The sequence below is a fragment of the Phytohabitans houttuyneae genome (assembly GCF_011764425.1).
Taxonomy (GTDB): Bacteria; Actinomycetota; Actinomycetes; order Mycobacteriales; family Micromonosporaceae; genus Phytohabitans; species Phytohabitans houttuyneae.
In genome coordinates, this window is record NZ_BLPF01000002.1 from 769,203 (window position 1) to 781,827 (window position 12,625).

At 71.0% G+C, this 12,625-nt stretch carries 11 protein-coding genes; 7 read left to right on the forward strand and 4 right to left on the reverse strand.

Features of this window, described 5'->3' with window-relative positions:
* Positions 1-113 precede the first annotated feature (113 nt).
* Positions 114-1,133 (forward strand): methyltransferase, encoded by a 1,020-nt coding sequence (locus Phou_RS26885; protein WP_173060487.1) that lies wholly within the window; start codon positions 114-116, stop codon positions 1,131-1,133.
* On the opposite strand, the gene Phou_RS26890 is transcribed toward Phou_RS26885, so the two are convergent.
* The 3 genes from Phou_RS26890 to Phou_RS26900 are packed head-to-tail and all read right to left on the reverse strand — an operon-like array spanning position 1,134 to position 3,374.
* Positions 1,134-2,105, reverse strand: a complete 972-nt coding sequence (locus Phou_RS26890) for an alpha-ketoacid dehydrogenase subunit beta (RefSeq protein WP_173060490.1) — start codon at positions 2,103-2,105, stop codon at positions 1,134-1,136.
* On the reverse strand, positions 2,098-3,099 hold the full coding sequence (locus Phou_RS26895) for a thiamine pyrophosphate-dependent dehydrogenase E1 component subunit alpha (protein ID WP_173060493.1): 1,002 nt from the start codon (positions 3,097-3,099) through the stop codon (positions 2,098-2,100). Before Phou_RS26895 ends, Phou_RS26890 begins: the two co-directional genes overlap by 8 nt.
* Positions 3,096-3,374 (reverse strand): acyl carrier protein, encoded by a 279-nt coding sequence (locus Phou_RS26900; protein WP_173060496.1) that lies wholly within the window; start codon positions 3,372-3,374, stop codon positions 3,096-3,098. The genes Phou_RS26895 and Phou_RS26900 overlap by 4 nt, the downstream gene beginning before the upstream one ends.
* 476 nt (positions 3,375-3,850) lie before the next feature.
* Here Phou_RS26900 and Phou_RS26905 point away from each other — a divergent pair, with 476 nt between their 5' ends.
* The 6 genes from Phou_RS26905 (at position 3,851) to Phou_RS26930 (ending at position 10,718) form a co-directional block, all read left to right on the forward strand.
* The gene (locus Phou_RS26905; protein ID WP_173060499.1) at positions 3,851-4,891 is read left to right on the forward strand and encodes a ketoacyl-ACP synthase III family protein; all 1,041 of its coding nucleotides are present in this window, start codon (positions 3,851-3,853) and stop codon (positions 4,889-4,891) included.
* Positions 4,888-5,733 carry an SDR family oxidoreductase gene (locus Phou_RS26910; protein ID WP_173060501.1) on the forward strand — a complete coding sequence of 282 codons (846 nt, stop codon included), beginning with the start codon at positions 4,888-4,890 and terminating at the stop codon, positions 5,731-5,733. Before Phou_RS26905 ends, Phou_RS26910 begins: the two co-directional genes overlap by 4 nt.
* A 34-nt stretch (positions 5,734-5,767) precedes the next feature.
* Positions 5,768-7,030: a glycosyltransferase gene (locus Phou_RS26915; RefSeq protein WP_173060504.1), complete on the forward strand. Its 1,263-nt coding sequence runs from the start codon at positions 5,768-5,770 to the stop codon at positions 7,028-7,030.
* Positions 7,031-7,046: 16 nt separating this feature from the next.
* On the forward strand, positions 7,047-8,309 hold the full coding sequence (locus Phou_RS26920) for a glycosyltransferase (protein ID WP_173060507.1): 1,263 nt from the start codon (positions 7,047-7,049) through the stop codon (positions 8,307-8,309).
* Positions 8,306-9,244 carry an acyl-CoA thioesterase gene (locus Phou_RS26925; protein ID WP_173060510.1) on the forward strand — a complete coding sequence of 313 codons (939 nt, stop codon included), beginning with the start codon at positions 8,306-8,308 and terminating at the stop codon, positions 9,242-9,244. The genes Phou_RS26920 and Phou_RS26925 overlap by 4 nt, the downstream gene beginning before the upstream one ends.
* Before the next feature lie 100 nt (positions 9,245-9,344).
* Positions 9,345-10,718: an FAD-dependent monooxygenase family protein gene (locus Phou_RS26930; protein WP_173060513.1), complete on the forward strand. Its 1,374-nt coding sequence runs from the start codon at positions 9,345-9,347 to the stop codon at positions 10,716-10,718.
* Here the strand turns inward: Phou_RS26930 and Phou_RS51300 are convergent.
* Positions 10,713-12,461 (reverse strand): PQQ-dependent sugar dehydrogenase, encoded by a 1,749-nt coding sequence (locus Phou_RS51300; RefSeq protein WP_218579214.1) that lies wholly within the window; start codon positions 12,459-12,461, stop codon positions 10,713-10,715. The two genes, Phou_RS26930 and Phou_RS51300, sit on opposite strands and share 6 nt — an antisense overlap.
* Positions 12,462-12,625: the final 164 nt, after the last annotated feature.

Consider the following 12,625-nt stretch of genomic DNA (forward strand, 5'->3'; position numbering starts at 1 on the left):
GTTATCGGGCCCGACTTGGGATCACCTTGAGCACAGCTACACATAGGACGCGGCCCGCTCGAACTCGTGGCCGCCGCCGGTAGACTTGCGGCGGCGTGGAGAGGGAGGCGTCGATGGCAGGTGACCGCGACTACCACCGGAAGCGGTTGCTCGGCATGCTGCGTGCGACCTGGGTCGCGCAGGCGTGTTCGGTGTTCACCATCCTGGGCCTGCCGGACCGGATCGCGGCGGGGGAGACGACCGCGGTCGAGCTGGCCGCCGCGGCAAACGTCGACCCGGTGGCCCTGCGGCGGCTGCTGGGTGCGCTCGCCGAGGCCGGCATCCTGCGCGAGGTCACCACCGATCGGTACGAGCTGAGCCCGGTGGGCGAGTACCTGCGCTCGGACGTGCCCGGCTCGGCCCGCTCCACCGCGGTGCTGTACGGCCAGGAGGTCTACCGGTCGTTCGACGGGCTGCTGGAGACGGTGCGCACCGGCCGGCCCAGCTTCGGCGACGTCTTCGGGCTTCCGTTCTACGAGTATCTTGACCGAAATCCGGACTTCGCCACGACCTTCAACACGGCGATGGCCACCGCACCGGTGTCGCGGGCCCTCACCGCCGACCTGCTCGGCGGCGCACACACCATTGTGGACGTCGGCGGCGGCGACGGCGGGCTGCTCGCCGAGGTGCTGCGGGACGACCCGGACCGGCGGGGGGTGCTGGCGGAGCTGCCAGAGGCCGCCGCGCAGGCGCGTGAGCGGCTGGCCGAGGCCGGCGTGCTCGACCGGGTGCGGATCGTGCCGGGCAGCTTCTTCGACGAGGTTCCCGGCAGCGGCGACCTGTACCTGCTGTGCCGCGTGCTGCACAACTGGAACGACGCGAACGCCGGGCGGGTGCTGGAGCGGGTCCGCGTGGCGATGCCGGCGACTGCCCGCCTGGTGGTGCTGGAGGAGCTGCTGCCGACCACCGCGCAGCCGCGGAGCGCGAGCGCGGGCGCCTGGGCGGCGCCCCGCACCCGGATCGTCGACCTGCTGATGCTGGTCCTGATGGAGGGGCGCGACCGCACCGCGGAGGAGTACACGAAGCTGTTGGCGGACAACGGATTCGCCGTGAAGAGCGTCACCGAGGATGCGATCGAGGCAGTGCCGGCCTGATCACACGCCCTTCATGACGCGCCTGATCGCGGCGGCCAGCTGCTCACGGTTGGGCTGCATGGCCAGGTCCAGCGCGGGCACGCTGCCGAGCACCGCTCCGTCCGGGCGGGTGATCCGCCTCGGCGGTGCGACAAGCCGCATCTCCTCGGACGCGGTGGCGATGATCTCGCCCGCCATCCCGCAGGCCCGGTTGGCGTCGTCCAGCACCACAAGCCGCCCGGTGCGCTCCACCGAGGCGGCCAGGCCCGCCCAGTCGAACGGATGCAGCGTGCGGGGGTCGAACACCTCCACGGACACCTCGTCGGCCAGGTCTTCGGCCACCGCCAGCGCGTCATGGACGAGGTGGCCCATCGCGACCACTGTCACGTCGTCGCCCGCGCGGTGCACCCGGCCCACGCCGAGCGGTATCGGCACCAGGTCCGCGAACGCGACGGTCTCCTGTACGCCGTGCGCCGCGGCCGGTGCGAACACCACCACCGGATCGTCGTCCCTGATGGCGCTGGTGAGCAGCCCGTACGCGTCCCTCGGCGTGGCCGGCAGGACGACCTTCACTCCCATGTGGACAAACAGTGGGTACGGCTGGTCGGAGTGCTGGGCACCCCAGCCCGGCTTCCAGCCCGAAGCCGGCAGCAGGTAGGTCACCGGTACCCGGAACTGGCCGCCGCTCATGAGTGAGAACCTGCTGGCCTGGTTGACGATCTGTTCGAGCACGAGCATCAGCAGGAAGGGGATCTGGTACTCCACCACCGGCCGGCGCCCGGTCAGGGCCGCGCCGGTGGCGAAGTTGGTGAAGCCCTGCTCGGACAGGGGCGTCTCGAGCACGCGGTTCGGCCCGAACTTGTGCAGCAGGCCGGTGGCCACATTGGTCAGTGCGAGGTTGATGTCCTCGCCCATCAGGAAGACCGCCGGGTCGCGGGTCATCTCATCGCGGAGCGCGAGGTTCATTGCCTTGAGGTAGTGAAGCTTAGGCATAGGAAACTCCTCCACGGGTACGCAGTCCGTCGGCGTACAGGTAGCGCAGCGGGTCGGCGGGATCTGGCTCCGGGCTTTCCAGCGCTGACCGGACCGCCTCCTCGAGCGTCGCCTCGATCTCCGCGTCGATCAGCTCCCGCTCCTGCGCACCCAGCCGCTCTGCCTGGATGCGCAGCGGGTCGCGCTCCTGCCAACGCGCCACTTCCGCCTTGTCCCGGTAGAGCAGGTGGGTCTTCAGCTCGAAGGTGTGGTGGCCCTGGTACCGGTACGTCAGCAGCTCCAGCACGCTCGGTCCGCCGCCGGCCCGCGCCCTGTCTACTGCCTGCCGTGCCGCGTCCCGGACCACGACCGGGTCCTGCCCGTCTACAGTGGACGCCGGGATGCCGAAGGCCTCCGCCCTTCCGACGACAGAGCCGGCGTTGCCGACGTGCGCGGCGAGCGTGGTCGCGTACAGGTTGTTTTCACACACCAACAACACCGGCACCCGCCACAGCGCCGCGAGGTTGAACGACTCGAGCAGCGCGCCCTGGTTGACCGCGCCGTCACCGAAAAAGGCGACGGCCACCCTGTCGCCGCCCTCCTGCGCCAGCGCCCAGCCGACCCCGGTGGCGATGGCGGCACCGTGGCCGACGGTGGCGGTGGCGCCGTACACGCCGCTGTCGAGGTCGGCCGGGTGCAGCGAGCCCCCGCCTCCGCGCCCGACGCCGGTGACCCGCCCGAGGATCTCGGCCATCAGCCGGCCCGGGTCGCAACCCTTGGCCAGCAGGTGCCCGTGCCCGCGGTGGTTGGACAGCACGACGTCGTCCGGCCGCAGGGCCGCGCACACGCCGGCGGCGGCCGCCTCCTGGCCGATGCACGGATGGATGCCGGGGATGTCGCCGGACTGCACGAGCTCGATCGCGCGCTCCTCGAAGCGGCGGATCAGCCGGATGGTCCGGTACAGCTGCGCGTGCCCGTCCCCGGTCGGGGGGCCGGGCGCCTCACCCGTGGTCACCTGGGCGCCCCGCCGGCCTGCGCGACCGACTCCGCTCGTTTGGCGACCTCCGCGGCGAACTCGCCGAGCGTCATGATGGCCAAGGTCTCGACGTCATCGTCGTCGAACGTCACGCCGTACTGCTCTTCGATGCGAAGCGCCAGCTCGGACACCGCGAGTGAGTCAAGGTCCGCACCGGACGGTCCGAGCATTGTCTCCGGACCTGTCTCTTCGGTGTAGAAGTTCATTTCACGCAATGCTTGGATGGTGAACGCCATGACGTCGTCGGCTGACATGGTTCAGCTACCTTTCCTTTCGGGCGGAGGTGCGGGGTAGCAAGCCGGCGTCCGGAGTGGACGTCCCGGCATCCCTGGTAAATGGCCAGCCACCGACTCCAGCGTTCCGCCGCGGAGCCGGCTTATGACGTGCGCAGCCGGCCAATCAGCGAATGTCGGCCCAGCCCAGATCGACCGCGACGTCACTGGACAGGGTGGAGTCAGTCGATAAAGTCGAATTCTGCCACCGACGGCCCCCAGGACTATTGCTCATGCCGATAACACATTCCAAAATGCGTGCTTCGAAGCTATCAGCGGGTTGCTGTACCGGTCAACGTCGGGCATTACGGTCTCAACGCATGCTGCAGCCGAAACGGTGGCAAGATTCAAGCGGTCCTCAGTCCAGGGTCGAGGCCACCTGTACCAAGTCCATCCATCAGGGCCATTAGAGTCTGTCCGAAAGACAGTTATCGCGCTATGGCCGGCCGATTTGGGAGATGCGTTTGAAAGTCAACGACGTCTACATCTCCGGCCTGGGTGTCTTTCAGCCTCCGGTGCAGGACGCCGGGCAGGCCGCCCGGCGCGGCGAGTACAGCCCGGCCGCGTACCTGGAGAACAGGCTGACCGGTGCCGGCGTCGCCGGCGACATCTCGCCCCCGGAGATGGCCGTGCGCGCGGCCCGCCAGGCGCTGTCCCGTGCCGCCGCCGATCCGGCCCGGATCGGCATGGTGCTGCACGCGTCCGTCTTCTTCCAGGGGCCCGAGATGTGGCTGCCCGGCCCGTACATCCAGCGGGAGGTCGCCGGCACGTCGGCACCGGCGTTCGAGATCCGGCTGGGCTGCAACGGCGTGTTCGCGGCGCTGGAGATCGCGGCCGGCCGCATGTCCGCGGCGGCGGACGACCGGACGGTGCTGGTGACCACGGCGGAAAACCTCGGCTCGCCGCTGATGGACCGGTGGAACTCGGCGCCCGGGTTCATCCTGGGCGACGCCGGCAGTGCGCTGCTGCTGGACCGCGGCGACGGCTTCGCCCGGCTGCGGGCCGTGGGCAGCGCGGTGGTGCCCGAGGTCGAGCCGCTGTACCGCGGCGGCGAGCCGCTCTACCCGCCCACCGTGCCGCAGGGCCGGAAAATCGACATGCGCGAGCGCGCGGAGTACTTCCGGGACAACGTGATGTCGCTGACCGACGCCGCCGAGCTGAGGACCCGGGTTCGGCTGGATCTGATCGAACGGACGCTGGACGAGGCGGACCGGAAGCTTGTCGACATGACCCGGGTCGTCTGCGGAAACTCCGCGGCCTACATGGTGCAGCACGACCTGCTGGAGCCGCTGGGCATCACGATGGAGCGCACCACCTGGCAGTTCGGCCGCGGCGTCGGGCACACCGGCGCGAGCGACCAGCTGCTGTCCATCAACCACCTGCTGGTGACCGGTCAGCTCGCGGCCGGTGACCACCTGCTGCTGTTCGGCGGCGCGCCGGCCACGATGTCCTGCGCGGTCCTGGAGGTGCTGGACATCCCCGGGTGGGCGCGGGAATGACCGCGGGCGCCCGCACCTGGCTCGTCACCGGAAGCTCGGCCGGTCTCGGCCGGGCGATAGTGACCGAGCTGCTCGCACGGGGCGAGACGGTGGCGGCCACCGCGCGGAATCCAGACGCGCTGTCGGACCTGCGACCCTCGCCACCGAGTCTGTTGTGGACGGCCCAGCTGGACGTCACCGACCCGGAGCGGATCCGGCAGGTGGTCGACGACGCCGTCGACGCGCTCGGCCACATCGACGTGGTGGTCAGCAACGCCGGGTACGGGTTGTTCGGCGCGGCCGAGGAGGCCACCCGCGACCAGGTCGAGCGGCAGATCCAGACCAACCTGACCGGGCCCATCCACCTGGCCCAGGCGGTGCTGCCGCACCTGCGGGCGCGGGGCCACGGGCGGATCATCCAGATTTCGAGTATCGCCGGACAGGGCGCGGCCCCCGGCATGGCGGTCTACTGCGCCACCAAGCGGGGCGTGGAGGGCTTTTTCGAGTCGCTGGCCGCCGAGGTGAAGAGCTTCGGGATAGGCGTGACGATCGTCGAGCCCGGCTCGGTGCGCACAAGCTTCTTCGACCGCGGCAAGGAGGTGACCGCCGCGTTGCCGGCCTACGCGGGCACCCCGGTCGCGGCTCTTCGTGACCGGGTCGAGGACGGTCGCGTGTCGTGTCGCGGCGACTTGGCGAAGATGGCCGGCGCGATCGTCGACGCCGCCACGCGTCCGACCGCTCCGCTGCGGCTCGCGCTCGGCAGCGACGCGTACCGGCTGATCCGGCACGGGCTGACGGCGCGCCTGGCGGAGCTGGAAGAGCAGAAGCACATCGCGCTCTCCACCGACACATCGTACGCATGACGTCCCGTGGGCGGCATGAAGGAGGGGGAAGAGGATGCGCATCGCAGTCCTGGCGCTCGGTACCCGCGGTGATGTCTATCCGCTGACGGCGCTCGCCGCCGAGTTGGCCCGCCGCGGCCACCAGATGCGCGTCGGCGTGTCACCCAACCTTGTGGATGTTCCCCGGCGGCTCGGGCTCGACGTGGTGCCGGCCGGGTGGAACCAGCAGCAGGCAATGGAGTCAGAGCGCGGCCGGGAGTGGGTCACCATGACGGACGTCGACTCCTTCGTCCGGCGCACGCACGAGATCTACCGGGAGTACGGCGAGGGGTTCGACGCCGAGGCGATCGACATCAGCGCCGGCTGCGAGGCGGTCATCTGCGCCGCCATGAGCGAGTGGTGGGCAACGGCTCTGGTGGAGGCGCTTGACGTCCCGCTCATCGCGCACGACGTCGCGCCGAACCGGCCGAACGATGTGGTGCCACATCCGCTGATGACCCCCGACCCGCTGCCGACCGCCGCCGCCAACCGGGCGACCTATCTGAACTTCGCGCGGCGGGACTGGCGGCACCGGCGCGACCAGGTGTTCCGGTTCCGTCGCCGCCTCGGGCTTCCGCCCATGCCGCCGCGCTCGACGCTGCTGAAGCGGCGGCCCCTGGAGCTGCAGGGCTACAGCCCCACACTGGTTCCGGGCCTGACCTGGGACTCCTATCGGCCGATCGTCGGCGACCTGCGGTTGACCGAGGCCGACCTGCACCGCGTCGGGGTGTCCACACTGGACCCCGGCCTGGTGGAGTGGCTGGACGCGGGCGAGCCACCGGTGTTGTTAACGTTCGGCAGCACACCGATGCCGGATCCGGCCGGGATGCTTGCGGGCATCGGTCGGGCCTGCCGGTCGCTGGGCCTGCGTGGCCTGGTGGTCACCGGCTGGGGCCTGTCCGGCGTGGAGCGGTCCGCGACGCCGGAGCTGCGTGTCGAGTCCTATGTGGACTATGACGTCGTGCTGCCACGCTGCGCGATGGTGGTGCACCACGGCAGCGCCACCATCACGGCGGCGGGTGTGCGCGCGGGCCTGCCGACGATGGTTTGCTCATCCTTCTGCGACCAGCCGTTCTGGGGCCGCCAGCTGGAGCGGCTCGGTGCCGGCGTGCACATGCGTTTCATCGACCTGACCGAGGAGCATCTGCGGTCGGGATTGTCACGCCTGATGGCGGATCCGGTGCGGCGGCGTGCGGCGGAGCTCGGCGAACAAGTGCGCGCGGAACCTCACGGCACGCTGGCGGCCGCCGACGAAGTCGACAAGTACCTCGCGGCATGAAGCAGGAGGAACAAGGATGCGCATCACCGTCCTGGCGCTCGGCACCCGCGGTGATGTTTACCCGCTGATGGCGCTCGCCGCCGAGCTGGCCCGCCGCGGCCACGAGGTGCGCATCGGCGTGTCGCCCAACCTGGTGGACATGCCCCGGCGGCTGGGGCTCGACGTGGTGCCGGTCGGGTGGGACCAGCAGAAGGTACTGGAGTCCGAGCGCGGCCGGGAGTGGGTCACCATGACCGACATCGACTCCTTCCTCCGGCGCACGCACGAGATCTATCGGGAGTACGGCGAACGGTTCGACGACGAGGCGATCGAGATCAGCGCCGGCTGCGAGGCCGTCGTGTGCGCCGTGGTCAGCGAGCAGTGGGCCGCGGCGGTGGCGGAGGCGCGGGACGTCCCCCTCGTCGCGTACGACCTCGCGCCGGCCCGTCCGAACGACGTGGTGCCGCATCCGCTGATGACCCCCGATCCTCTGCCGGATGCCGCCGCGACCCGGGCGACCTTTGTGAACTTCACCCGGCGGGACTGGCGGTACCGGCGCGACCAGGTGTTCCGGTTTCGCCGGCGCCTCGGGCTTCCGCCGATGCCGCCGCGCCCGACGCGGCTGGGCCGGCGCCCACTGGAGCTGCAGGGCTACAGCCCCACGCTGGTTCCGGGCCTGACCTGGGACGCCTACCGGCCGATCGTCGGCGACCTGCGGCTGACCCCTGCCGACCTGCACCGCGCCGGCATGTCCACACTCGACCCCGAGCTCGCGCGGTGGCTGGACGCGGGTGAGCCGCCAGCGCTGATAACGTTCGGCAGCACCCTGGTGCCGGACCCGGCCGCGATGATGGCGGCCATCGGGCGGGTCTGCCGGTCGCTGGGCCTGCGCGGCCTCGTGGTCACCGGCTGGGGCCTGTCCGGCATCAAGCCGTCCACGACACCCGAGCTGCGTGTCGTGCCCTATGTGGACTATGACGTCGTGCTGCCACGCTGTGCCATGGTGGTGCACCACGGCAGCGCCACGATCACCGCCGCCGGTGTGCGCGCGGGCCTGCCGACGATGGTTTGCTCATCCTTCACCGACCAGCCGTTCTGGGGCCGTCAGCTGGAACGGCTCGGTGCCGGCGTGCACATACGGTTTACCGACCTGACCGAGGAGAGGTTGCGGTCCGGCATGTCCCGCCTGACGGAGGAGCCGGTGCGGCGGCGCGCGGCGGAGCTCGGCGAGCGGATGCGCGCCGAACCTCACGGCACGCTGGCCGCCGCCGACGAAGTCGACAAGTACCTCGCGGCATGAACGGCGAATCGGCCGTCGACGAGCTGGTCGAGCTGCTCGACCTGGCACCGCTCGCACCCGATGGCGAACCCACCACAATGGATCCGCTGGTACCCGTCGCCGGCGTCTTCGCCGGACGCGGTGCGGCGCGTGGGCCCACACGCCGGTACGGTGGGCTCATCGCCGCGCAGGCGCTGGCCGCGGCCGGCCGCACTGTCAGGCCCGGTCGGCCGGTGCACTCGCTGCACGCGTACTTCACCCGCCCGGGCGACAGCCGCAGACCGATAACCTACGCGGTCGAGACCCTTCGCGACGGCCGCTCCATGTCCGCCCGGCGCGTGGTCGCGATCCAGCGCGGTACACCGATCTTCTTCCTGAGCGCCTCGTTCCACGACCCGGACACCGGGCTGGAGCACGAGCAGCCGCCGCCGAAGGTGCCCGCACCGGACGAGGTACCGACACTGGCCGAGCTGCTCGCGGGCGAGCCACGCCGGCTGGCCGCCGTGGAGCACATGCTGTTCGCGTTCGACGCCAGGTACATCGGACCCCCGCCGTGGGCGCAGGAGGCGGCGGAGCAAGTGGCCGGCATGCCGCGCCAGGCATGGGTGAGGGTGGCCGGCAAGCTGCCCGACGACCCGCTGGTACACGCCAGCGCGCTCACATTCATCTCGGACCTGCCACTGTTGATCAATTCGATGGTGGCCGGGCACGAGCAGGAGTGGGGACCAGCTGACGCCGGCGTCAGCATCGACCACACGGTGTGGTTTCACCGCCCCTGCCGCGCGGACGAATGGCTGCTGTACGACTGCCGCAGCCCGTGGGCGGCGGGCGGTCGTGGCCTGGCGACCGGACGCCTGTACACGACGGACGGCGACCTGGTCGCCACGGTGGCCCAGGAGGGCCTGCTCCGCTGGCACGGCGGCCCAGCCCGCCCACCGCACCAGGCCGCGCCTTGACCTTGGCCGGGACGTCAAGCAGCGTCGCGCGTCGGGGTGCGGGCGTGGTTCAGCAAGCTCGGAGAGGGTGGCCGTTCCCGGCGGACATAGCATCTGATGTATGTCATCCTCGGGTGCGGCGGTGGTCATCGGCGCGAGCATGGGCGGGCTGTTGGCGGCCCGCGCGCTTCATGAGGCGTACGGAAAGGTCGTGATCGTCGACCGCGACGCGCTGCCGGACTCGGCGGCGGCCCGGCGGGGCGTGCCTCAGGGCCGGCAGCTGCACGTCCTGCTCTCCCGGGGGCGCGAGGCGCTGGAGGAGCTGTTTGCCGGCCTGACCGACGAACTGCGACTCGCCGGCGCGCCCCTTGTCGACCTGCACAGCGAGGTCAACTGGCACAACGACGGTTACCTGATGCGCCGGGCACCGTCGTCGCTGCTGGCGCTCGGGCTCAGCCGGCCGCTGCTGGAGCACGCGGTGCGGGCGAGGGTGGCGGCGCTGCCCGGCGTCGAGGTCCGGTCGGGGACCGAGGTGGTGGGGCTCGTGACCGACTCGGACCGGCGTCGCGTCACCGGCGTGCGCACCTCCGCCGGCATCGTCGAGGCCGACCTGGTCGTGGACGCGGGCGGCCGGGCCTGCCGTACGCCGGTGTGGCTGGGCGAGCTGGGCTACGACCGGCCCGCCGAGGAGCGGGTGCGGGTCGGCGTCACCTATGTGACCCGGACGTACCGGCGCCACCCCGGACTCATCGGAGACCTGGCCGGTGCGATCACCAACGCCGTGCCGGGTTCGCCCCGGGCCGGCATCGTGGCGGCGATGGAGGGCGACCGGTTCGCGATCGCCCTCAGCGGCATGCTCGGCGAGGAACCACCCACTGACGACGCGGGGATGGCCGACTTCGCCGGTACGCTGCCGCTGCCCGAGATGGCCGAGATCATCCGTACCGCCGAACCGACCTCGGACGCGGTGGCGATGCGCTTCCCGACGAGCGTGCGCCGGCGGTACGAGCGGCTGCGCCGTTTCCCTGACGGCTACCTGGTGGTGGCCGACGGGCTGTGCAGCTTCAACCCGATCTACGGCCAGGGCATCACGGTCGCGGCGCTGGAGGCCCTCCTGCTGCGACGGCTGGTCACCACGGGCACCCACGACCTGGCACGGCGCTTTTTCCGCGGCGCCTCCCGCCTCATCGACGCCCCTTGGTCGATCGCGGTCGGCACGGACCTGCGGTTCGCCGAGGTCGAGGGTCGTCGCGGGCCGAGGGTCCGGTTCGTCAACGCCTACGTCCACCGCGTGCACCTGGGCGCGACCGCCGACCCGGTGCTCGGCGCGGCTTTCCTGCGCGTCCTCAACCTCGTCGACCCACCGACCAGGCTGCTGGCTCCGGGCACCGCACTGCGGGTGCTGCGCGGCATGTTCCGCCGTGCCGTCCCCACCGCACCCGCGGCGGCCGCGCCGCTGCCGGCACGTACGAGCGGTCCTGGCCTGCCGTCATGAGTCCTTGCCGATGCGGCGTAGCCATTCGTCGAGCAGGTCGCGTTCGCGGTCGGTGAGGGCGGTGGCCTCGTCGAGGTGGGCTTGTAGTGACACCGCGGCGTTGAGCAGACCGGTGGACGTGGCGGCCGCGGGGTCGGTGGTGATGGTGGCGAGAATCGACTCTCGGGCCATTGTGGACAGACTGAGGTCGCGCGCCTCGGGCGGTGTGGCGATGAGCGTGAGGGTGACGCCTTTGCCGGTGGAGTGGACGAGCTGAGCGGCACGTTCTTCGGTGACGCGCAGCCGGCCGGCCTGGGCGATGCGGTGGATCCGGTGAGCGAGGATCGCGCTGGCCTGCGCGGCGGCCGGTGGCTCGTGGCCGGGGCGCACGTCGCCGAAGATGAGCGTGTAGAGGGCTGGCTGGGTGAGGCCGAACTCCACGTGGAGGTCCCACCCGGCGCGCAGGTCCTCGACGGGGTCGTCGGTCTCCTCCAGCGCGGCCTTGTCGGCGAGGTAGCTGGCGAGGCCAAAGCTGCCGGCGGCGTCGAGCACGCCCTGCATGTCACCGAACAGCCGGTAGATGGCTGGTGCCTGCACGCCGGCCGCCGTGCAGACGGTGCGGGTGGAGACGGCGTCGCGTCCGCCCTCGGCGAGGAGCGTGGCCGTAGCCTCGATGATGCGGTCGCGGGGGGCCTTGGCGGACATGGCCGTAATGTACATCCGCTCAGCCTGGTTGGATCTCGACGCGCAGTATGCGGTCGTCGCCGGGACGCGCGTCGGTGCCGCCCCAGGTGGCGCCGTCGGTGTTGGAGGTGACCAGCCACAACGCGCCGTCGGGTGCGACTTCGACGGTCCGGATGCGCCCGTAGTCGTCCTCGAAGTGGGGGTGGCGTCCCCGTTCGCGGCGTCGCCCGCGACCGGCAGCTGCCAGAGACGTTGACCGCCGAGCGCGCCGATCCAGAGGGAGCCGGCGGCGTAGGCGACACCCGAGGGTGAGGCGTCGTCGGGGTGCACGGTGAAGATCGGCGGCACTCCCGTGCTGCCCTGCACGCCCTCGGTCTGCGGCCAGCCGTAGTCCCGGCCCGGCCCCAGCACGTTGACCTCGTCCCAAGTGCGGTGGCCCAGCTCGGTGGCGTACGCCGTCCCGTCGGGCCCGAAGGCGATCCCCTGGACGTTGCGATGGCCGGAGGAGTAGATCGGCGAGTCTGGCGAAGGGTTGTCCGGCGGGATGGAGCCGTCCGGGCGGATCCGCAGGATCTTTCCGTTGAGCGTCGCGTCGTCGGCGGCGTTCCGCGGCTCGAACGCGTCGCCGGTCCCGATCCACAGGTTGCCGTCCGGGCCGATCACGATGCGCCCGCCGTGGTGGCGGTCGGCGGTCTGGATGCCGTCGAGCAGCACCCGCTCCTGCCGCAGCGATCGGAAATCGTCGGCGACGCGCAGGGCGACTATGGCGTTTTCCCGCGCTCCGGACACCGAGGCGTACACCGTGCGGTCGGTGGCGAAGTGGGGTGAGGCGACGATGCCGAGCAGCCCGCCTTCGGAGCTGGGCACCGCACCGGGCACAGAGCCGACTCTCTGTGGCGTGCCACCACCGGACGGAACTCGCACGATGTCGCCGGTGATCCGCTGTGACACCAGGGCCGATCCATCCGGCAGGAAGGTCAGGCCCCACGGCGCGTTGAGGCCGTTGACGATCTCCACGGGCTCGCCGAGCGTCGTGGGGGAGTCGTCCGCGCAGGCTGGAAGGGCAAGAACGGCGATCACGTAGGCGCCTGTCGCGGCGCGCCGAAACGGTCGACGTAACACGATCTGCCTCCCGGACCCTTGTGTGTTAGCGCTGATACCAAGCTAGCCAGTAGTGACGCTTCGGTCAAGCTGCTAACAAACTCTCGGTAGCACCTTGACCGGAATCACGTCTACCTCGTATG

What these genes read in the sequence shown, in the direction of transcription:
- Phou_RS26885 (WP_173060487.1), top strand. Translation starts at nt 114, where the DNA reads ATGGCAGGTGACCGCGACTACCACCGGAAGCGGTTGCTCGGCATGCTG.
- Phou_RS26890 (WP_173060490.1), bottom strand. Translation starts at nt 2,105, where the DNA reads ATGCCTAAGCTTCACTACCTCAAGGCAATGAACCTCGCGCTCCGCGAT.
- Phou_RS26900 (WP_173060496.1), bottom strand. Translation starts at nt 3,374, where the DNA reads ATGTCAGCCGACGACGTCATGGCGTTCACCATCCAAGCATTGCGTGAA.
- Phou_RS26905 (WP_173060499.1), top strand. Translation starts at nt 3,851, where the DNA reads ATGCGTTTGAAAGTCAACGACGTCTACATCTCCGGCCTGGGTGTCTTT.
- Phou_RS26910 (WP_173060501.1), top strand. Translation starts at nt 4,888, where the DNA reads ATGACCGCGGGCGCCCGCACCTGGCTCGTCACCGGAAGCTCGGCCGGT.
- Phou_RS26915 (WP_173060504.1), top strand. Translation starts at nt 5,768, where the DNA reads ATGCGCATCGCAGTCCTGGCGCTCGGTACCCGCGGTGATGTCTATCCG.
- Phou_RS26920 (WP_173060507.1), top strand. Translation starts at nt 7,047, where the DNA reads ATGCGCATCACCGTCCTGGCGCTCGGCACCCGCGGTGATGTTTACCCG.
- Phou_RS26925 (WP_173060510.1), top strand. Translation starts at nt 8,306, where the DNA reads ATGAACGGCGAATCGGCCGTCGACGAGCTGGTCGAGCTGCTCGACCTG.
- Phou_RS26930 (WP_173060513.1), top strand. Translation starts at nt 9,345, where the DNA reads ATGTCATCCTCGGGTGCGGCGGTGGTCATCGGCGCGAGCATGGGCGGG.